The 19,626-nt window shown below is 61.4% G+C and carries 22 protein-coding genes; 6 read left to right on the top strand and 16 right to left on the bottom strand.

Annotated elements, in window-relative coordinates; all coding sequences use genetic code 11:
• Positions 1-14 precede the first annotated feature (14 nt).
• Positions 15-1,028 (top strand): class I SAM-dependent methyltransferase, encoded by a 1,014-nt coding sequence (locus NKJ09_RS20450; RefSeq protein WP_352763382.1) that lies wholly within the window; start codon positions 15-17, stop codon positions 1,026-1,028.
• 36 nt (positions 1,029-1,064) lie between these two features.
• Here NKJ09_RS20450 and fabI read toward each other — a convergent pair whose 3' ends face one another.
• The 3 genes from fabI to fabA all read right to left on the bottom strand — a co-directional run bounded on the left by fabI (position 1,065) and on the right by fabA (position 3,751).
• Positions 1,065-1,877, bottom strand: coding sequence for an enoyl-ACP reductase FabI (gene fabI / locus NKJ09_RS20455; RefSeq protein WP_023719555.1), 813 nt, complete (start codon positions 1,875-1,877; stop codon positions 1,065-1,067).
• Positions 1,878-1,890: 13 nt separating this feature from the next.
• The gene (gene fabB, locus NKJ09_RS20460) at positions 1,891-3,111 is read right to left on the bottom strand and encodes a beta-ketoacyl-ACP synthase I (RefSeq protein ID WP_023719554.1); all 1,221 of its coding nucleotides are present in this window, start codon (positions 3,109-3,111) and stop codon (positions 1,891-1,893) included.
• 121 nt (positions 3,112-3,232) lie between these two features.
• Positions 3,233-3,751: a 3-hydroxyacyl-[acyl-carrier-protein] dehydratase FabA gene (gene fabA, locus NKJ09_RS20465; RefSeq protein WP_352483234.1), complete on the bottom strand. Its 519-nt coding sequence runs from the start codon at positions 3,749-3,751 to the stop codon at positions 3,233-3,235.
• Positions 3,752-3,991: 240 nt separating this feature from the next.
• Between fabA and irrA the strand changes: the two genes are divergently transcribed.
• Both irrA and NKJ09_RS20475 read left to right on the top strand, forming a co-directional pair.
• On the top strand, positions 3,992-4,423 hold the full coding sequence (gene irrA / locus NKJ09_RS20470; RefSeq protein ID WP_023676913.1) for an iron response transcriptional regulator IrrA: 432 nt from the start codon (positions 3,992-3,994) through the stop codon (positions 4,421-4,423).
• Between the two features lie 10 nt (positions 4,424-4,433).
• Entirely contained in the window at positions 4,434-4,793 is a 360-nt protein-coding gene (locus NKJ09_RS20475) for a DUF4260 domain-containing protein (protein WP_023719552.1), read from the top strand.
• Positions 4,794-4,875: 82 nt separating this feature from the next.
• Here NKJ09_RS20475 and NKJ09_RS20480 read toward each other — a convergent pair whose 3' ends face one another.
• On the bottom strand, positions 4,876-5,433 hold the full coding sequence (locus tag NKJ09_RS20480) for an SH3 domain-containing protein (protein WP_023719551.1): 558 nt from the start codon (positions 5,431-5,433) through the stop codon (positions 4,876-4,878).
• A gap of 157 nt (positions 5,434-5,590) precedes the next feature.
• Between NKJ09_RS20480 and NKJ09_RS20485 the strand changes: the two genes are divergently transcribed.
• Positions 5,591-6,592 carry a 2-hydroxyacid dehydrogenase gene (locus tag NKJ09_RS20485; RefSeq protein WP_023719550.1) on the top strand — a complete coding sequence of 334 codons (1,002 nt, stop codon included), beginning with the start codon at positions 5,591-5,593 and terminating at the stop codon, positions 6,590-6,592.
• Between the two features lie 64 nt (positions 6,593-6,656).
• Here the strand turns inward: NKJ09_RS20485 and NKJ09_RS20490 are convergent, their stop codons facing one another.
• The 9 genes from NKJ09_RS20490 to NKJ09_RS20530 form a co-directional block, all read right to left on the bottom strand.
• Entirely contained in the window at positions 6,657-7,145 is a 489-nt protein-coding gene (locus tag NKJ09_RS20490; protein ID WP_023719549.1) for a GNAT family N-acetyltransferase, read from the bottom strand.
• Entirely contained in the window at positions 7,142-7,903 is a 762-nt protein-coding gene (locus tag NKJ09_RS20495; RefSeq protein ID WP_031194176.1) for a molybdopterin-synthase adenylyltransferase MoeB, read from the bottom strand. The genes NKJ09_RS20490 and NKJ09_RS20495 overlap by 4 nt, the downstream gene beginning before the upstream one ends.
• A gap of 76 nt (positions 7,904-7,979) precedes the next feature.
• The gene (gene recF / locus NKJ09_RS20500) at positions 7,980-9,128 is read right to left on the bottom strand and encodes a DNA replication/repair protein RecF (protein WP_352493777.1); all 1,149 of its coding nucleotides are present in this window, start codon (positions 9,126-9,128) and stop codon (positions 7,980-7,982) included.
• A 25-nt stretch (positions 9,129-9,153) separates the two neighbouring features.
• Positions 9,154-10,272, bottom strand: a complete 1,119-nt coding sequence (gene dnaN / locus NKJ09_RS20505) for a DNA polymerase III subunit beta (protein ID WP_023719546.1) — start codon at positions 10,270-10,272, stop codon at positions 9,154-9,156.
• Between the two features lie 199 nt (positions 10,273-10,471).
• Complete coding sequence (gene dnaA / locus NKJ09_RS20510) at positions 10,472-12,019, bottom strand: chromosomal replication initiator protein DnaA (protein WP_031194174.1); 1,548 nt, start codon at positions 12,017-12,019, stop codon at positions 10,472-10,474.
• Between the two features lie 838 nt (positions 12,020-12,857).
• On the bottom strand, positions 12,858-13,124 hold the full coding sequence (gene rpsT / locus NKJ09_RS20515) for a 30S ribosomal protein S20 (protein ID WP_023676922.1): 267 nt from the start codon (positions 13,122-13,124) through the stop codon (positions 12,858-12,860).
• 160 nt (positions 13,125-13,284) lie between these two features.
• Positions 13,285-14,058 carry an enoyl-CoA hydratase gene (locus NKJ09_RS20520; protein WP_023719544.1) on the bottom strand — a complete coding sequence of 258 codons (774 nt, stop codon included), beginning with the start codon at positions 14,056-14,058 and terminating at the stop codon, positions 13,285-13,287.
• 23 nt (positions 14,059-14,081) lie between these two features.
• Positions 14,082-14,972, bottom strand: coding sequence for a bifunctional DNA-formamidopyrimidine glycosylase/DNA-(apurinic or apyrimidinic site) lyase (gene mutM, locus NKJ09_RS20525; protein ID WP_352493778.1), 891 nt, complete (start codon positions 14,970-14,972; stop codon positions 14,082-14,084).
• Positions 14,965-16,206, bottom strand: a complete 1,242-nt coding sequence (locus tag NKJ09_RS20530; protein ID WP_023719542.1) for a phosphopentomutase — start codon at positions 16,204-16,206, stop codon at positions 14,965-14,967. The genes mutM and NKJ09_RS20530 overlap by 8 nt, the downstream gene beginning before the upstream one ends.
• A gap of 159 nt (positions 16,207-16,365) precedes the next feature.
• Here NKJ09_RS20530 and NKJ09_RS20535 point away from each other — a divergent pair, with 159 nt between their 5' ends.
• Positions 16,366-17,292 carry a phosphate/phosphite/phosphonate ABC transporter substrate-binding protein gene (locus NKJ09_RS20535; protein ID WP_023719541.1) on the top strand — a complete coding sequence of 309 codons (927 nt, stop codon included), beginning with the start codon at positions 16,366-16,368 and terminating at the stop codon, positions 17,290-17,292.
• Positions 17,293-17,320: 28 nt separating this feature from the next.
• Here the strand turns inward: NKJ09_RS20535 and NKJ09_RS20540 are convergent, their stop codons facing one another.
• The 3 genes from NKJ09_RS20540 to NKJ09_RS20550 all read right to left on the bottom strand — a co-directional run bounded on the left by NKJ09_RS20540 (position 17,321) and on the right by NKJ09_RS20550 (position 19,105).
• Positions 17,321-17,941, bottom strand: a complete 621-nt coding sequence (locus tag NKJ09_RS20540; RefSeq protein ID WP_023719540.1) for a TadE/TadG family type IV pilus assembly protein — start codon at positions 17,939-17,941, stop codon at positions 17,321-17,323.
• 30 nt (positions 17,942-17,971) lie between these two features.
• Entirely contained in the window at positions 17,972-18,532 is a 561-nt protein-coding gene (locus NKJ09_RS20545) for a TadE/TadG family type IV pilus assembly protein (protein WP_031194173.1), read from the bottom strand.
• Between the two features lie 150 nt (positions 18,533-18,682).
• Positions 18,683-19,105 (bottom strand): pilus assembly protein N-terminal domain-containing protein, encoded by a 423-nt coding sequence (locus NKJ09_RS20550; RefSeq protein ID WP_023719538.1) that lies wholly within the window; start codon positions 19,103-19,105, stop codon positions 18,683-18,685.
• Between the two features lie 345 nt (positions 19,106-19,450).
• Between NKJ09_RS20550 and NKJ09_RS20555 the strand changes: the two genes are divergently transcribed.
• Complete coding sequence (locus NKJ09_RS20555; RefSeq protein ID WP_023719537.1) at positions 19,451-19,624, top strand: Flp family type IVb pilin; 174 nt, start codon at positions 19,451-19,453, stop codon at positions 19,622-19,624.
• The last annotated feature ends 2 nt before the right edge of the window (positions 19,625-19,626 follow it).

The raw sequence follows: 19,626 nt of genomic DNA on the forward strand, positions 1-19,626 counted from the left end.
TTCAAGAGTGGTGAATGTCCGCCGAGCCGCTGAAGACGCTTTTCCATCCTTTCGAGGCCGGGACCGTTTCCCTGCCGCGAAAGGATGAACGTATTCTTTTTCTCGGTGCCGAGCCCGGCTTTCGCTTGCTCGAAGGCTTCGATGCCAAGCTTCATCTCGTCCAAGGCTTCAGGCCGCATTTTCGCGCCTTGCAGGCGTCCGGCTTCACCGTCACGCCGCAAGTGGAAGGCAAGGCTTTCGACGCGGCGCTAGTGCTCGCTGGCCGCCATCGCGGACAAAACGAGGTGCGCGTCGCAGAAGCGATCGAGCACGTGGCATCAGGCGGGTTGATCGTCGTCGCCGGCGGTAAGGACGATGGTATCGCCAGCCTGCGCAAGCATGTCGGCGCCCTTGTGCCGCCCGAAGGCCACCTGCCGAAGCATCACGGCATTGCCTTCTGGTTTCGCCGGCCGGCCGATACCGTTGCCGCGGCAACGCTTCGCGCCGCCAATCCGGACTTGGTGGTCGAGGACCGCTTCCGCACGGCCCCAGGCATGTTTTCGTTCCACAAGATCGATGCCGGATCGAAGCTGCTGGTCGAAAATCTGCCCAACGATCTGCGTGGCAGCGTTGCGGATTTCTGTGCCGGTTGGGGCTATGTCGCCGCCGAAGTCGCCGCCCGCTCACCCGGCATATCGGCGCTTGACCTTTACGAAGCGGATTTCGAGGCGCTGGAGGCGGCGAAGGTCAATGTCGGCAACACAGGCCTGGAGCCACGTTTCTTCTGGATAGATCTTTTGAGCGAGCCGGTCGAGCACCGCTACGATGTGATCGCCATGAACCCGCCCTTTCACCGCAGCCGGGCGACTGAGCCCGAAATCGGTGCCGGCATGATCCGCGCGGCAGGCAAGGCGCTGAAGCCGGGCGGCCGGCTGTTCATGGTGGCGAACCGTCAGCTTCCCTACGAACCGGTGCTGGCGGCCGCCTTCTCCAGCCATGCGGAGCTCGCCCGCGACGGCATGTTCAAGGTCTTCTCGGCGCGACGCTGAAACGCTGCGGGGCAAGCCGGCGACACGTCGCTCGCGCTATTCCCGCCCGCCGTCGGTTTGCTTCAACTCGTCAAGCGTCGGCATGGACACGATGTGATAGCCGGAATCGACATAGTGGATTTCGCCGGTGACGCCGGAGGACAGATCGGACAGCAGATAGAGCGCTGAGCCGCCGACTTCGTCGATTGTCACCGTGCGGCGTAGCGGCGAGTTGCGCTGCTGGTAGGAGAACATGTGGCGTGCGTCGGAAATCCCGGCGCCGGCAAGCGTCCGCACCGGTCCAGCCGATATGCCGTTCACCCTGATGCCGCGCGGGCCGTAGTCGTTGGCTAGATAGCGGACGCTGGCCTCCAGCCCGGCCTTGGCGACGCCCATGACGTTGTAGTTCGGCATGACGCGGACCGAACCGGCATAGGTCAGCGTGATCATCGAACCGCTATCCTTCATCAACGTGGCGGCGTGACGGGCGACCTCGGTGAAGGAGTAGCAGGAGATCACCATGGTGCGGATGAAGTTGTCGCGGCTGGTGTCGGCGTAGAGGCCTTTCAGCTCGTTCTTGTCGGAAAAGCCGATGGCATGGACGACGAAATCCAGCCCGCCCCACGCCTTGCCCAAAGTCTCGAAAGTCGCGGCGACCGATGCGCTGTCCTCGACGTCGCAAGGTACCACCAGCGATGCGCCCAGTTTCTCGGCGAGCGGCTTGACGCGGCGCCCGAAGGCCTCACCCTGATAGGTGAAGGCGAGATCCGCGCCATGTTCGGACAGTTTGCGGGCGATGCCCCAGGCGATCGAATGATCGTTGGCGACGCCCATGACAAGCCCGCGCTTGCCCTTCATCAATCCGTCCATGGTCGGCAAATCCTTATGCGGAATAGCGCTGGAAAATCAGCGTAGCGTTGGTGCCACCGAAACCGAACGAATTGGACAAAACGGTGTCGATCCTGGCTTCGTCGATGCGCTTGCGCACGATCGGCATGCCTTCGAATTCCGGATCGAGGTTGTCAATGTGGGCGCTCTCGCCGATAAAGCCGCCTTGCATCATCAGGATCGAGTAGATCGATTCCTGCACGCCGGCCGCACCCAGCGAATGACCGGTCAGCGATTTGGTCGACGTGATGAAAGGCATCTTCTCGCCGAACACCTCGCGGATGGCGCCCATTTCCTTGGAGTCGCCGACCGGCGTCGAAGTGCCGTGCGTATTAATATAGTCGACCGGCGAGGACACCGTTGCGAGCGCCTGCTTCATGCAGCGAGCCGCGCCTTCGCCCGACGGCGCCACCATGTCGTAGCCGTCGGAGGTGGCGCCATAGCCGACGATCTCGGCATAGATCTTGGCGCCGCGTGCCTTGGCATGCTCGAGCTCTTCAAGAATCAGCACGCCGGCGCCGCCGGCAATGACGAAACCGTCGCGATCGACGTCGTAGGCGCGCGAGGCGACTGATGCCCTGTCGTTGAACTTGGACGACATGGCGCCCATGGCATCGAACAGATCCGACATCGTCCAGTCGAGATCCTCATGACCGCCGGCGAAGACGATGTCCTGCTTCCCCCACTGGATCAGCTCGTAGCCATTGCCGATGCAATGCGCTGACGTCGAGCAGGCCGATGAGATCGAATAGTTGACGCCGTGGATCTTGAACCAAGTGGCAAGCGTCGCTGAAGCGGTCGACGACATCGCTTTTGGCACCGCGAACGGGCCGATCCGCTTGGGGCTGCCGTTTTTGATCGTCGTCTCGGCCGCTTCGACGATTGCACGGGTCGACGGTCCGCCGGAGCCCATTACGATGCCGGTGCGCTCGTTGGTGATGTCGGTCTCGTCGAGGCCGGCGTCTGCGATCGCCTGGTCCATCGCGACATGGTTCCAAGCAGCACCTTGCGACAGGAAGCGCATGGCGCGACGGTCGATCATTCCCGACGGATCCAGCGTCGGCGCTCCCCACACCCGGCAACGGAAGCCATGCTCGGCGAAAGAGTCGGAAAAGCTGATGCCGGACCTGGCATCATGCAAGGAGGCCTGCACCTCGTTGGCATTGTTGCCGATCGACGACACGATGCCGAGACCTGTGACTACGACCCGTCTCATTCGCAACTCCTTCCAGCACGGACCTCCGAAACCTGATTAAGTTTCCGGAACGGAACCATGCGCAAATTAAAGTGCTACAGCGTCCTTTAGATGTCCAAGACGTGGCACTGTTGGTCTTCGCTCAGCCGGCGGCCGATTGCTTGGACAGACCGACCTTCAGATCCGTTGCCGCATATATGGGCTCGCCATCTGCCTTCAGCCAGCCATCGGCGATGCCAAGCACAAGCCGACCGCGCATCACTCGCTTGAAGTCGACGCCATACTCCACCTTCTTGACCGAAGGCGTGACCATGCCTTTGAATCTCACCTCACCTGTCGACAGCGCCATTCCCTTGCCTGGTTCGCCGAGCCATCCAAGGTAGAAACCCGTCAACTGCCACATGGCGTCCAGGCCCAGGCATCCCGGCATGATCGGATTGCCGATGAAATGGCAGGCGAAAAACCACAAATCCGGCTTGATATCGAATTCTGCGCGGATGAAACCCTTGTCGAACGCACCGCCGGTTTCGCTGATCTCGGTGATGCGGTCGAACATCAGCATCGGCGGATAGGGCAGTTGCGCATTTCCCGGTCCGAACAGCTCGCCGCGGGCGCAGGCAAGCAATTCCTCGTAACCGTAGCTGGATTTCGAACCCGCCATCAATCTCGTCCCCGTGATCGTCCCGGGCGATAGGCGCCCATGCTGGTGGTTTCCTAACACAATCTGTTTCAGGCCGGAAACCGGCGTTTGCGCTTAACCTGCCCGTCTGCCCGGGTCAATGCGCGCTATTGATCGCATTCGGCCGACAGAATATATGTCAGGACACGTCCAATTTCGGCAGATGCTCTATTTCTGCCATTTTGGACGTGTCTGAGACGGAACTGTGGGCGCGACGGATAGATGGATCTGGGTTGCCGGAAGGATAATGTCGCTGTGGACAAGCGGGTTCGCGAAGCCGGTCTGAGGCCGACACGCCAGCGTATCGCGCTGGCCGATCTGCTTTTCGCCAAGGGCGACCGCCACCTTTCGGCCGAGGAACTGCACGAGGAAGCGCTTGCCGCCGGCGTGCCGGTGTCTCTGGCCACCGTCTACAATGCTCTGCACCAGTTCACCCAGGCTGGCCTTTTGCGCATCCTTGCCGTCGAGGGATCGAAGACCTATTTCGACACCAACACCTCCGATCACCATCATTTCTATATCGAGGGCGAAAACAGGATCTTCGATATCGACAGCGGCCCGGTGACGGTTTCCAACCTGCCGGAACCGCCGGAAGGCATGGAGATCGCCAATGTCGATATCGTGGTGAGACTGCGTCCGAAACGCTGCGACTGACCGGCGCCTTATGAATTTCCTGGATTTGACGCTCCGGCTCGAATGGGTCGCCGTCGCGGTGGCGGCTCTTGTCTTCTATGCAATGGCCGGTGCTTCCTGGTGGCTATTTGCAGTGCTCGTCCTGGCGCCCGACCTGTCGATCCTGGGTTACATGGCCGGGCCGCGCGTCGGGGCCGTCGCCTACAACACCTTGCACATACTGGTCTTGCCCGTTCTGCTGGCGCTTTTCGGCAGCGTCTTTGACAATGCATTGGCGACATCCGTTGCGCTGATCTGGATCGCCCACATCGCCATCGACCGCGCCCTGGGCTATGGCTTGAAGCTGTCGAGCAGTTTCCAGGATACCCATCTCGGCCGCATCGGCGGCTAGATCATCCCCGAATTGAAGAACAGCGAAACAAAATGCCGGATCCGGTGCTTGCAGCGCTGGCCTGACCTCCGGTTCGGAAGCGTCAGTTCTTGACCTTTTCGCCGGGATAGGCGCCCCAGACGAGCGACTGGGCGAGCCAGCCGGTATGGCCGTCGAAGGTCATTTCGCACCATTGGCCATCGCAGGACTTGATCGTGCCCATCACCCCCGGTTCGAGGATCGCGATGACGCTTGCATCTTTTGCCGGGTCGTCGAGGAGGTTGATGCGGGCGTCCTTGCCGCGCTGCCAGGGGGCGACGATCGCCGTGCGGCGGCCCGAAAGCAGCGACTGATTGATCCAGCCTTCCGAGCCGTCGGCATCGCGCACGCGGCGCCATGTATCGAACTCCTGGATGATCTCCATCGGCAGGCCTGGTTTCATGTACATCCAATCGACGGAATAGTTGACGCCCGGCCCGACGCGCGAGTTGACGCGGCCGGATTTCAGGCTGACGAAGCGCGGCAGCGGCAAGCCGCTTGGTCCGAGCGTGACGCTCTGGGCGGGGGCCGCGGCACTTTGCGCCATCACCAGTGGGCTATGGATGAGAGCGCCGAGGAATGCTGCACTGAGGGTCAGGCGGAGCGACGCGAAACCAGACACTTTCGTTCCTTTCGGCGCCGGCCCATCGGCCTTCGCGCCCCTTTTTCTTTGTGTTCGGCGGAACCACTTGTTACATGGATGACCGGTACCGCGATCGGCTCTCAGTTTCGCCGTTCTTGGTTAAAGAGGTCTCAACGAGATCGGGTTCGAGGAAACAATGGCAGGCAAAAAGAAGCCCCTCGTCGTCATCACGCGCAAGTTGCCCGACCCGGTCGAGACCCGCATGCGCGAGTTGTTCGACGCCCGGTTGAATGTCGAGGACAGGCCGATGACGCAGCCGGAACTGGTGGCGGCGGTCAAGGAGGCTGACGTGCTGGTGCCGACCGTGACCGATAATATCGACGCGGCGCTGATTGCCCAAGCCGGCGACAAGCTCAAGCTGATCGCCAATTTCGGCAATGGCGTCGACAAGATCGACGTTGCGGCAGCGGCCAAGAAAGGCATCACCGTCACCAATACGCCGAACGTGCTGACCGAAGATACGGCCGACATGACCATGGCGCTGATGCTGGCCGTGCCGCGACGGCTGGCCGAAGGCGCCAACGTGCTGACCGGGGACAAGAAATGGGCGGGCTGGTCGCCGACCTGGATGCTCGGCCGTCGCATCTGGGGCAAACGGCTCGGCATTGTCGGCATGGGTCGCATCGGCACCGCCGTCGCCAGGCGCGCCAAGGCCTTTGGCCTCTCGATCCACTACCACAACCGCCACCGCGTGCTGCCGGCAATCGAGGACGAGTTGGAAGCCACATATTGGGAAAGCCTCGACCAGATGCTTGCCCGTATGGACATTATCTCGGTCAATTGCCCATCGACACCGGCAACCTTCCACCTGCTTTCGGCGCGGCGGCTGGCGCTTCTGCAACCGTCCGCTTACATAGTCAACACCGCGCGCGGCGATATCATCGATGAGGAATCGCTGGTCAAGCTCATCCATGACGGCAAGATCGCCGGCGCCGGCCTCGACGTCTACGAGCACGAGCCGGCGCTGAACAGCAAGCTTCTGAAGCTCGCCCACAAAGGCAAGGTCGTGCTGTTGCCGCATATGGGCTCGGCGACGCTCGAAGGCCGCATCGACATGGGTGAGAAGGTGATCATCAACATCCGCGCCTTCTTCGATGGCCATCGTCCGCCCGACCGCGTGCTGCCGCTGCGGGCGTGACCTGCCATCATGCCGGCATGGCCTTGCCGCGGCAACCACGCGTTCGTCTTTGGATAGTGTTGGCTTACGAAAGCGCCTTGCGCATGGTGATTGAGGTCGGCCGGTCGTAGCCCTTGTGCGCTGTCCGTTCGGTTTCGCGAAAGCCGAGGCGGGCGAAGGCAGCGTGGTTTCCGGTCAGTTCGACCCGGGTCTGGAGCTCGATGGCGGCCCGGTTGTGGCTACGGGCAAGATCTTCGACAGCCTGCATCAGCCGCTTTCCGATGCCTTGTCCCTGAAGAGCCGGCACAACCGCGAGCTTTCCGACATAGAGGTCGTCTGCCCGCTCCAGGATGAAGACGCAACCGACGATCTCGCTTTCCTTCAGCGCCAGGAATCCTGTCTCCTCCAGCGCTTTAGCCCTAAGATTTTCGACAGTGAGCCGATGCGCCGAGGACGGCGGATCAATAACGTCTTCCATGAAGGCGAAGGCGCGCATGACCAGTGCCAAGACCTCGTCCCAACGATCGAAGTCGGCCGCAAACTGCACAATGGAAACGTCGGCAGGCAGGCTCACCGGCTAGTTCGCTTGTAGCGGATCGTGTCGAAGCGTGCCGCCAGTGCATCGTAGAGCAGCAGTCGCCCGACCAGCGGCTCGCCAATCCCGGTGATCAGCTTGATTGCCTCCATGGCTTGCAGCGTGCCGATGACCCCGCTCAGCGCGCCGACAATGCCGGCCACCGCGCAGGACGGCACCAGTCCCGGCGGCGGCGCTTCGGGAAAAAGATCGCGGTAGCTTGGGTTCAACGTGCCGTCCGGACCGGTTTCGAACGGCTTCAGCACCGTGACCGAGCCGTCGAAGCGGCCAACGGCGGCATGGACGAGCGGCCGGCTTTCGGCGGCGCAGGCGTCGGCCACGGCGTAGCGCGTCTCGAAATTGTCGGAGCCGTCAACGACGATGTCATAATCGGCGATGAGGGCAGGGGCGTTGTCCGCGGTCAGCCTGAAATTGTGCTCTTCCACGACGACGTTTGGATTGATGCGGATGATCGCCGCCTTGGCGCTGTCGGTTTTCGCCATGCCGACATCGCCCGTGGCGTGGATCACTTGTCGTTGCAGGTTGGAAAGCGAAACGATGTCGTCGTCGACGATACCGAGTGTGCCAATCCCTGCGGCGGCGAGATATTCGAGCACCGGCGCTCCCAACCCGCCGGCGCCGATGACCAGCACCCGCGCTCGCTTTAGCCGCTGCTGGCCGGCGCCGCCGATTTCGGGCAGCACGATGTGGCGGGCGTAGCGTTCGAGCTCTTCGTCGGTGAGGGCGGCTGTGATCATCGCCGGACCATATAACGGAGGAAAAAACTTGTCAGGCGTCAATGCATGCGGCTCAGAAATGCGTCATGGACGAAGTTCAGATGGTCGGCCTGACCTTGCCGTGATCGACGGTCAGGAACTGCGCGCGTCCCTTGAGGCTGTCAAACAACGCGGCATCGGTCCCGGTCATGAAAGCCTGGCAGTTCAGCTCCTCCAGGATCGAGAACAAGGCCGCGCGCCGGCCGCCGTCGAGATGGGCGGCGATCTCGTCGAGCAGCAGGATCGGCGTCATGCCCGACATCTCGCCGGTTAGCCGTGCATGCGACAAGACAATGCCGACCAGCAGCGCCTTCTGCTCGCCGGTCGAGCAGAGTTCGGCCGGCATTGCCTTGGGCCGGTGGCGCACCACGAGATCGGAACGGTGCGGGCCGTCGAGCGTGCGTCCGGCGGTGCGGTCACGGTCGCGCCCTTGGGCAAGCGCACGACGGAACCGTTCCTCGACGTCGACGGCCGGCGAAATGCCGACTTCGCCTTCCAGTTCCCCCGAGATGCCGATGTCGGCTTGCGGAAACGGTCCGTCGCCGGGCAGACGGTCGATCATGGCGGCGAGCAGGCGCACCAGTTCGGCACGCGCCGCGGCAATTGCCACGCCGGTCTCCGCCATTTGCATCTCGATGGCATCGAACCAGGCACCGTCGCGCGAACCGTCGGCGAGCAGCCTGTTGCGGCCGCGCATTGCCTTTTCGTAGTCAAGCGCGCGCTGGCCGTGGCCGGGGTCGATCGCCAGCACCAGTCGGTCGAGGAAGCGCCGACGGTCGGCGGCTGGCCCGGGGAACAGGCCGTCCATGGCCGGTGTCAGCCAGACCACGCGCAGCCATTCCAGCATGTCTTCGGCTGAGCGCGCCGCCGCGCCGTTGATCCGCACCCGCCTGCCGCCTTCGCTGTCGCTGCCTGCAATCCCGGTACCGATCTCGACCTGGCCGTCCGGCCCGTCAAGCCGGGCATGCAGCGCAAAGCCACCGTCGCCGCCTTCGCGCGCCACCTCGGCATAGGGTGCGCGGCGCAGGCCGCGGCCTGGCGTGAGCAGCGAGATCGCTTCAAGCAGATTGGTCTTGCCGGCGCCATTGTCGCCGGAGAAAACCACAGCGCCGGGATCAAGGTCGATTGCCAACGCCGCATAATTGCGGAAATTCGTAAGTGTAAGCTTACTTATGTAAGTCTGCCGCGGGTTTGCAAATCTGGTCACGACAGCAGATGGCCTCGTTCGGGCCCTACACCCGCATCGGCATCAACACGTAGAGCGCGGTCTCGTCGGCCATGTCGTGGATCAGTGTCGGGGATCCGGCATCCGCCAGCATGAACTTCGCCTCCGTGCCGGTCAGTTGCGCGGCAACGTCGAGCAGGTATTTGGCGTTGAAGCCGATTTCGATCGGATCGGACGAATAGTCGGCTGCCAGTTCTTCGGTGGCGCTGCCTGAATCCGGATTGTTGACTGCAAGCGTGACCTGGCCTTCGGCGATCGAAAGCTTTACAGCCCGGCCGCGTTCGGACGAAATGGTCGAAACGCGATCGACGGCAGCGGCGAAACTCTGACGATCGATGATCAGCTTCTTGTCGTTGCCGGTCGGAATGACGCGCTGGTAGTCCGGGAAAGTGCCGTCGATCAGCTTGGAGGTCAAGATGACGCTGCCGATGGTGAAACGGATCTTGGTGTCCGACAGCTCGGTGGTCACCGCAATGTCGGGGTCGTCGACCAGCTTCTGCAACTCGCTGACCGTCTTTCGCGGGATGATGACGCCAGGCATGCCCTCGGAGCCCGCTGGTGCGTCGATCTCGGCGCGCGCCAGCCGATGGCCGTCGGTCGCGACCGAGCGCAGCTTCAGCTTGCCGCCAGCCTCGTGCGTGTGCAGATAGATGCCGTTCAGATAATAGCGCGTCTCCTCGGTCGAGATGGCGAACTGGGTCTTCTCGATGAGGCCCTTTAGCCCGAGGGAATCGAGCCGGAAAATATGCGAGAACGACCCGGCTGAAAGCTCGGGAAAGTCGGACTGCGGCAGGCACTGCAGGCGGAAGCTCGAGCGCCCCGACGTCACCGTCATGGCGTTGCCGTCTTCGTCGGTCTTCAGCGCCACCTCCGCGCCGTCGGCAAGCTTGCGCACGATGTCGTAGAGCAGATGCGCCGGAACCGTCGTCGCCCCGCCACGCTCGACCTTTGCCGGCGTTGCTTCGGTCACCTCCAGGTCGAGGTCGGTCGCCTTCATTTCAAGGCTGGCCCCCTCGGCGCTGAGCAGCACGTTCGACAGGATCGGAATGGTGTTGCGCCGCTCGACCACGCGGTGAACATGGTTGAGCGACTTCAGGAGATTTGACCGTTCCAGGATAACACGCATGACGAAACAGGCTCGCTTGAATGAATGAACGGGTCTCCGGCAAGCGGCGCCCCGCGAAAGGTCTGAACAGGCTCAGAATCTGCGTAAACTGACAGGAAAAACCCGGCAAACGCAAGCCCGCGCCACCGGTTCGGGCCGGCTGCACGGGCTTTCTGGGGATAAAAAGGCCGAAGTCCGCGAGCCGGCGTTTTTCGCGCCGTCAGGCCTGGTCGTTGATCAGCCTTCTCAGCAATTCGAGTTCCTGCGCCAGTGTGTTGTCGACGCCTGAAAGATCCTCGATCTTGCGCACGGCATGCAGCACCGTCGTATGGTCACGGCCGCCGAAACGCCGCCCGATCTCCGGCAGCGAGCGCGGCGTCATCACCTTCGACAGGTACATGGCGACCTGCCGTGGCTTGACGATGGTGCGTGTGCGCCGGTTGGACAGAAGTTCAGTCTTCGACACGTTGTAATGGCGTGCGACGATGCGCTGAATGTCCTCGATACGCACCCGCTTCGGCTCGCCGGAACGATAGATGTGGCCAAGGATCTCGTCGATGCGGTCGATGGTGATCTGCGGTTCGAAGGATTGGCGAAACAAAAGCTGGTTGAAGGCACCTTCGAGCTCGCGCCCGCTGCCGGTCACCGTGCGGGCAACGTGATTGAGGATCTCTTCGGAAATATCGAGCGACACATCGTCGAGCTTGGCGGTGGCAAGCCTGAGCTTGAGCATACCGATGCGCATGGCGAAATCCGGGGCCGACATTTCCAGCGCGACGCCGCCGTTGAGGCGCGAGCGGACGCGCGGCTCCAGCGACTCCAATTCCGACGGCGGCCGGTCGGCAGCGACCACCACTTGCTTGGCGCTGTCGAGCAGCATGTTGATCAAATGGCAGAATTCATGCTGGATCGACTTGCCCTGCAGGAACTGCATGTCGTCGATGATGAGAAGGTCGATGTCGCGAAGCTGTTCTTTCAGCGTCAGTGCGTTGTTGTCGCGAATCGCGGTGGCGAACCGCCACATGAAATATTCAGCCGTCAGATAGACGACCCGCGATTTCGGGTTCTGCTTCAGCGATTCTGCGGCGATCGCCTGCAACAGATGCGTCTTGCCCAGCCCAACCGTCGCGTGAAGAAAGAGCGGATTGAAGCGCACCGCGCTCGACTGTGATTCCGCGACCGCCTTGGCAGCGGCAAAAGCCACTCGGTTCGATGGTCCCTCGATGAAGGAGGTGAAAGTGTAGCGTGGATCGAGCGGCGAACCGAGCACATTGTGCCGGAACTCTGTCTCTGCCGGCATTCCTGGGCGGGGTGCCGGGACCCGCTCGACCCTGCTGGGGCTCGCCGTGCCCGCAGAGAGAGCGGTTTGCGTCTGCCTGGTCATCTTGCGTGCCGGGGCCACTTCCGGCTCGACGCTGTTGCGGCCCTGGCGTGTGGCGGTGCGAACGACGATCTCGATCTTGAGGATCTCCGGATCCTCGTGCTTCCACAACTCGGCGATGAGATCGAGATAGTGGCCGTTGATCCATGAACGCAGGAATGCGGTTGGCACCGAGATGCGGACAATGCCCTTGGAGGATTCAGCGACCTTCATGCGCCCGAACCAGCTCGAATAGACCTCGGTTCCCAGACGCGCCTTCAGCTGGGCCTTGACCCGATCGAACTTCTGTTCAGCTTCATTGGAAGCCGCCATGTCGTTCCTTCCGATTAACGTTCCAGGAAATGGGAGGTCGCCCGTAAGCTCCCTTTCGATGCCGCCGCTCTGCATGATCGAGTTCCTTGTCTCTTGTACCTGTTTTCCGCCGGGGATGCGCCTCCTGCATCCATGTTTCCGGCGACCGTGTCTTCGCTGCGACACCATCGCCACCGCCGGCTGATGAATCGCCTCGTTGTCGGTCCGGCGCCGAAGTGCCGATCCGCCTTGGTCATGTCAGGGCAATAAAATGCCGTCCGGCGAAAAACGCCGGCGCACCGTCGACCTGCCATGTACAATTACGCCAGTCCCCTACCGTATCAAAAAGACAAACCAACCCTGTCCGCGGAGTTGAATCCGCGTTGTAAACTCTGCCAATTTGAGCTGGCCGGTTTCAGGCTGGTCAAGGGCCAAGGGCCCGTCCCTTCGATGGACAGACATTACCGAAATCGCTGTGGATAGGGCAAGGCCACCCCTAACGGATTTTTAAGGAATCTGACTAGCAAGGGACGGTTCGGACGCCATGCCGCAACAGTTGATTTTGACAAAGCCATTGTGATTCAAACCCTTTTCCGGCGAATATGAAAAAGGCCACACAACGGGAAATTTTCTGAAATAATTCACTTGACAGCCAATTGTCGCCTATCGACCGCAGCCGATGTGAACAAGCTGTGGATCACCATCTGTAAACTGCTGAAAAGAAACGGTAATCTGTGACGCTCGGAAATTTTCGCATTGGCGGTTTCGAAGGCTGCGAATATCAGCGGGCATGTATATGCCGGCAAAGCATTTCGAACTTTGAAATGCACGCGGAGCGCCGTTTTGCGGGCTTTCTTTTAAGTACTTGCCGGCAAAGGAAAAAACCCGGCGCGATCGGCCGGGTTTGAAGAAGCGCAGTTCAGGAAAAGGTATATTAGGCCGACAGCACCTTGACCCGTTGGGCCAGCCGCGACACCTTGCGCGATGCAGTGTTCTTGTGCACCACGCCCTTGGTCGCGGCCCGCATCAATTCCGGCTCGGCCACCTTGAAGGCAGCCTGTGCGGCCGCCTTGTCGCCAGCCGCGAGCGCCTCTTCGACCTGGCGGATGTAGGTCCGGACGCGGGAGCGACGGTTCTTGTTGATCGCTGCGCGACGGGCGATCTTGCGCGTTGCCTTTTTGGCCGAGGAGGTATTGGCCATGGTGCCTCTCTTCTGATCTGGTGGGCGCTTGCGGGATACCGCGGGGCGCAAAAAACAAACGGGCAGCCACAGGGCCGCCTCGGTTGGTGCGGCTTATAGTTCAGCTTTTCCGGCGCGTCAACGCTGCGGCGCTTTCTTTTTGGCCGGTGCCTTCGTCATCTCATCGGTTCGTGAAATTCGGCTTCCGCTTGCCGGTGAAGGCCGCCATGCCTTCCTTCTGGTCGTCCAGCGCAAACAGCGAATGAAACAGCCGGCGCTCGAACCGCAGGCCCTCGGTGAGCGTCGTCTCATAGGCGCGGTTGACGGCCTCCTTCGCCATCATCACCGATGGCAAGGAAAAACCGGCGATCTTGGCCGCTGCCTTAAGCGCTTCCTCGATCAACTCGCCGGCTGGCACGACGCGCGAGACCAGGCCGGAACGCTCGGCCTCGGCTGCGTCCATCATTCGCCCCGTCAGGCACATATCCATCGCCTTCGACTTGCCGACGAAGCGGGTCAGGCGCTGCGATCCGCCCATGCCGGGCATGACACCCAGCGTGATCTCGGGTTGGCCAAACTTGGCGGTATCGGCGGCGATGATGAAATCGCACATCATCGCCAGTTCGCAGCCGCCGCCCAGAGCGTAGCCCGCCACCGCCGCGATGATCGGCTTTCGTGCCCGCGTAAATTCTTCCCAGCCGACGAAGAAATCCTGCAGATAGGCATCCACATAGGAGATCGACTGCATTTCCTTGATATCGGCACCTGCGGCGAAAGCCTTTTCCGAACCAGTGATGACCATAGCGCCGATGTCGGCATTTGCGCCCATGCTGTTCACCGACGCAACCAGTTCCGCCAGCACTTGTGAATTCAGCGCATTGAGCGCTTGCGGCCGGTTCAGCGTAATCAGCCCGACCTTGCCGCGGGTCTCGACGATGATGGTTTCATAGCCCATGCTTGCTCCTCCTCGCTTGTGTTTCAAGCCTGACAGGTCCGGCAGTGGAAGGTTGAGCGACCGCTTTGCACGATACGCTCGATGTGTCCGCCACAACCAGGCTTGGGGCAGGCCTCGCCCTCGCGATCATAAACCGCGAAGGAATGCTGGAAGTAGCCCAGCGATCCATCGGTCTGCATATAATCGCGCAACGACGAGCCGCCGGCGGCGATCGCGTCGGCGACGACCGAGCGGATTGCTTCGGCCAGGCGTTCGCTCTGTTCTCTGGCTTTCTTGCCGGCTCTCGCGAGCGTGCCCGCTTTGCGCAGCGGTGACAGGCCGGCCCGCCAAAGCGCTTCCGAGACGTAGATATTGCCTAGCCCGGCGATCAGCCGTTGGTCGAGAAGTGCCGCCTTCAGCGGTGACTTGCGACCTTTCAGCAGCGAAGCGAGCAGAGCGCCGTCCAGTGCATTGCCTGTAGGCTCGACACCTAATCCCGCCAGCATCGGATGCATGTCTGGCTCGTCTTCCGAAAACAGCATGAACCCGAAGCGGCGCGGGTCGTTGAAGATCACGCGAGAGCGGACGCCGGCAGGTGATGTGATGTCGAAGACGACGTGATCGTGAGCGGTGTTTTTCGAACGTTCATAGTGGAACGCGCCGGGTGTTGCACTCTCGTCGGCCGTTTCGACGCGAAACGAACCCGACATGCCGAGATGGCAGATCAGCACCGGGCCGTTGTCCAGGTGCATCGTCAGATATTTGGCGCGGCGGCCGAGCGCTGCAATCGTCTTGCCGGTCAGCCGCTCCGAAAATCTCTCGGGGAATGGAAACCGCAAATCGGGCCGGCGTGCCTCGACACCGACGATGCGGGCACCTTCAAGGACCGGCTGCAGACCGCGCCTGACTGTCTCGACCTCCGGCAGCTCAGGCATGGCCGCTTATCGTGGCATGGAAGGAGGTGCCGTATGGGCCGGGCGCCAGCCCGAGATGTTCGGCCACGGTTTCGCCGATGTCGGCAAATGTCGTCCTCAGTCCAATGTCCGCGCCTTTGAAACCCGGCCGTGTGCCGATAACCGGAATACGCTCGCGTGTGTGGTCGGTGCCGCGCCACGTCGGATCGTTGCCGTGATCGGCGGTCAAAATGAGCAGATCGCCTGGCCTCAGCCGCGCGAATGCCTCCGGCAGGCGCCGGTCGAAAGCTTCGAGTGCGGCGGCATACCCCGCGACGTCGCGCCGATGTCCGAACTCGGTATCAAAGTCGACAAAGTTCGCGAAGACGAAGTCGCCGTCGCGGGCATCTTCCATGGCGCCAAGCGCTTTGTCGAACATCGCCATGTTGCCGGCAGCCTTGCGGACTTCCGAGATCCCCCGATGGGCGAAGATGTCGCCGATCTTGCCGATTGCGATAACCCGGCTGCCGCGCGCCGTCAGCCGGTCGAGCAGCGTCGGTTCCGGCGGCGGTACGGCATAGTCGCGACGATTATGCGTTCGCGCGAACGTGGCGGCGGTTTCACCGATAAACGGTCGTGCGATGACGCGCCCGATATTCAGCGGATCGACCAGCCCGCGCACTATCTTGCAGAAGTCGTAAAGCCGTTCCAGGCCGAAATGAACCTCATGCGCGGCGATCTGCAGGACGGAGTCGACCGAGGTGTAGCAAATCGGCTTGCCGGTGCGGATATGGTCTTCGCCGAACCGTTCGATGATCTCGGTGCCGGGGGCATGACAATTGCCGAGAATGCCGGGCACCTTCCCTTCACGCACCATTGCTTCGGTCAACTCGGCTGGAAAGGCGGGAATCGTGTCGGGGAAGTAACCCCAGTCGAAACGGACCGGCAGGCCGGCTATTTCCCAATGGCCCGATGGCGTGTCCTTGCCGCTCGAAACCTCCTGTGCCGCGCCGTGAAAGGCGGCGGCAAACTCGACGCTGCCGCCATTCTCGAACCTGAAACCCGTCGCCGTTGCCGCGGCATGGCCGAGGCCGAGCGATAGCATGTTTGGTACAAGAAGCGGTCCGCCACGCAGGCCTTCGCGATTGGCGCGGCCTTCCGCGCAGGCCTGCGCGATGTGTGCGAACGTGTTGGAGCCAGTGTCGCCATAGCGTTCGGCGTCGGCCGCGCCGCCGATGCCGAAGGAGTCAAGGACAAAAAGGGAGGCGCGTGCCATCAAAGGTTCATCATTGCCTGGGTGTTGACTCAGACATAGGGTTCCGCGCTGCCGTTGGCAATTCGGAAACCCGAACGGCACGGCTTGGCGTGCTGGTCCGGGAGAAACGAATCGCGGCATGGTCGATCTGCCGATCGAAATGCGCGGCATGGAGCTCGCATGAGGCCTGCCCTGAAAGCATTCGCTGCCGTACTGGCCTTGCTGCTGGATGCATCTTGCGCGAACCTGGCGCGTGCCGATTGGCGCGATGATATCGGAACGTTCCGTATCGGTATCGTCGCCGAGCCTGGCGCCGGCAACACCGTTCCAGGTCTGGCGCTGCTGACCGACGCCTATACCAAAGCGCTCGGCATGAAGGTGGAGTTTGTCGTTGCCCGCGACTATACGTCGTTGATCGAGGCGCAGGCCAATGCGCGGATCGAATATGCAATCTATTCGGCAACCGCCTACGCCGCCGCCTCCGAACGGTGCGGATGTGTCGAACCTCTCGCGGCGCCGCTCGATTCCGGCGGCGCCATCGGCATCCGCTCCGTACTGCTGACGCGCGACGGGAGGGTTCCCGATCTGATGGCCATGGCAGTCCATCGGGTCGTCATGGCGCCTTTCGACAGCGTCGGTGGTGCTTTGTTGCCGCTTGCCGGGCTGGCTGCAGACGGGGTCAACGTGGCGGAAGATGCGCCGTTTTTGACCCACGCCAATTCGGCTGCCGCAGCTGAAGCAATGCTGGTCGAGGGCGAGGCCGATGCCATATTCGGCTGGATCCCGGCTGTGGCAGAGGGACGGCCAAATCCTCCTGGCGGCACGGTGGCGAGGCTCGAGGCCGCAGGGCTCTCGAAATCGTCGCTTCAGGTCGTATGGACCTCAGGCCTGCTGAGGTATGGTCCGCACGCCGTCCGCAGCGATCTGGACCCCGAAGCCAAGCGCCGGCTCACCGTCTTTCTCACCAATCTCAGATCAGCCGCGCCGGACATTTACGATCTTCTGGAGCCGAGACACTCCGGCGGGTTCGCCGTTGCCGGTCCGAGGGATTATGTGCTGGCTGCGGCCATCGTGCACCTGGTCTCGGCCCGCGGCCGCACGCAATAGCTACAGCCCGGTTAGCGGGCTTCAGGCGTCAGCAATCGCTGCACGGAATGGTCGGGCTCCTTCGCGGCCGTAGATAATAAGTTTCCGCCATCGATATCGAATTGAAGGCCGAGCTCAACCCGAACCGGCTTTGGCCATCCGCCGACCAGGTGATGATTGGCTTGTAGGCGAGATCGCTTTCGACCCGAATGAGGAAAGTGCCTTTGATCTTGAGCGCGCTCGGGACCGTTGTGGCGGAATCCTTGATGGCGTCGACGCTAGAGACACCATCGACTACTTTGCGCGACCACACGACCAAGACTTTCGGCGTCGTCTCGTCCGTGACCTGTATCGCCGTAATGATGATCTTCGGTTTCGAACGATTATAGGGCTGAAGCGTGGAACTGCCGATCGCGATGATGGCATCGAGATCGGCCGCCTTGATGGTCTGCTGCTGCGTGACAAGGTCCGCTACCATGCTGCCGATGCGGCTGACCTTCTTGCTGGTCTCGATGGCTTGCGAGGCTTCCATGGTCATAAAGTACATGATCAACAGGACAGGCACGATGAGGGCAAACTCGACAGCCGCAATACCGCGGCGGTCCGAGCAAAGCCGGACTGCTCTTGTACAAATCTCTGCGATGCCCAGCTGTGCCCCCGCACGAATCATGGCTTTGCCCTTTTCAAGCGACTAGGTGGTTCAGTTGTCGAACGGCTCGTTCTGCCAAGTGATCGAAGCGAAATGCAGCGTTTTGCCGTCCTTCAGATTGGCCATCGACTTGGCCATGAAGTCGGTCATCACCGGCCATTTGTAAAAAACCCGCAGCATGTTTCTCGACTCTGCCAGGCCTGGTGCGACGGTGAAGGTCTGTGTGCTCGTGCCCTTGGTCAACACGACGTCGCCATCCTGGATCTTGAAACCGGCCAGCGCCGCATCGGCGAAGGTCGGATATTCGCGCAAATCCACCAGCAATCCGGGACAGGTCTTGGCGACCATGATCTCCAACTTGGTGCAGATCATATCCCGCAGCTTGGTCCCGGACACATCGGCCGGTCTTAATTGGCCGGTACGCAGTTGGCGCGCGATGTCGTCTGTGGCGTTTGCCATCACTTCTTGTGCGGCAAATGAAATACAGCTCTCCAGGATGGCGAAGACAAGAAGCGCGAATGGAATTGCAAGCATGGCGAATTCGATCGCCGTGCTTCCGCGTCGGTCGCCCAAAAACCTTCCGGGAAAACCTGCTCGTCCTGCCTTGCTCATGTCCTCTACCCGCCGATTCCAGTTCTGCATCGGATCCCACCATTAGTCGGAACCGATTGAAGTCCGGTTGGAATGACCGTTAAATTCGGCGGAAAGGCCTTAACCAGGCAATAACCGAAGCGTTCCCGCAAAGGTGGAGAAGTCGGCTAGCTAATGCCCGGCGCTCATCTCGGCCTCAGAGGCCTTCTCGGCATCGCTCTTGTACGAGCTTTCGCAATATGGCGCGCAGGACATGGTCTGTACTTCGGCACGCCGATAGATGCGCACCGACGACGCTGCCTGGCGCACGACCGTTATTTGCTCATCGACGATCGGGTTGCCCTCCTGATCGAGGACGACAAGATTGGTGACGCCAAATCCCTTGCCGGTCAGTACGATCGTCGATGCGTCCTGCACGGAGGCGTCAGCGATCGCCGGATTGCCGACGACAATCGTATCGGCGGCGCGCGACAATTTGACGATCTTTGCCTGGTTCATCGTGACCTCGATGCCGGCGCCTGCCTTGGCTGGAACGGCGAAAGCCGCTGCGGCAAGAACCACGGCAATTGGAAATGACGATCTCGGCCCGGCCATTGAGGCGCTCCCCGGCAACAAACTGTTCAACAGAACATGAACGAGATTGGTGAACCAACCGTTAAGCGGCTGGAGTTCAGGATTAAGCCGGAACCGGCATTGGGCTAGCAGGCACGGCTCAAACCTCTTTGCCGAATTGCGCCTTTTGCGCCCTTTGTTAGCCTGTGGACCCAGTGGCCGGTATTTTAGTCCTGGGTTAACTACGCAATGTCATCGAAGCGGGAAAGGAATCGGTAAGCCTGTTTATTAAGCCGATCGAAACAGCTTCCGCTTACATTCGCAGCATCCGATCAGCCATCAAGAGAAGTTGACGGAAGTGCTGTAACAATTGGAGTAGGAGCTCGAATGTCTAACCTCATCGCACGTTTTGTGAAGGACGAATCCGGCGCGACCGCTATCGAATACGGTCTGATCGCCGCCCTCATCGCGCTCGCCATCATGGTTGGCGCCGGCTCGCTCGGCAACGCGCTGAACGCCAAGTTCGACAAGATCGCCAGCAAGGTCAACGGCGTCAATTAAGC

The sequence above is a fragment of the Mesorhizobium sp. M0189 genome (assembly GCF_040322135.1).
Taxonomy (GTDB): domain Bacteria; phylum Pseudomonadota; class Alphaproteobacteria; order Rhizobiales; family Rhizobiaceae; genus Mesorhizobium.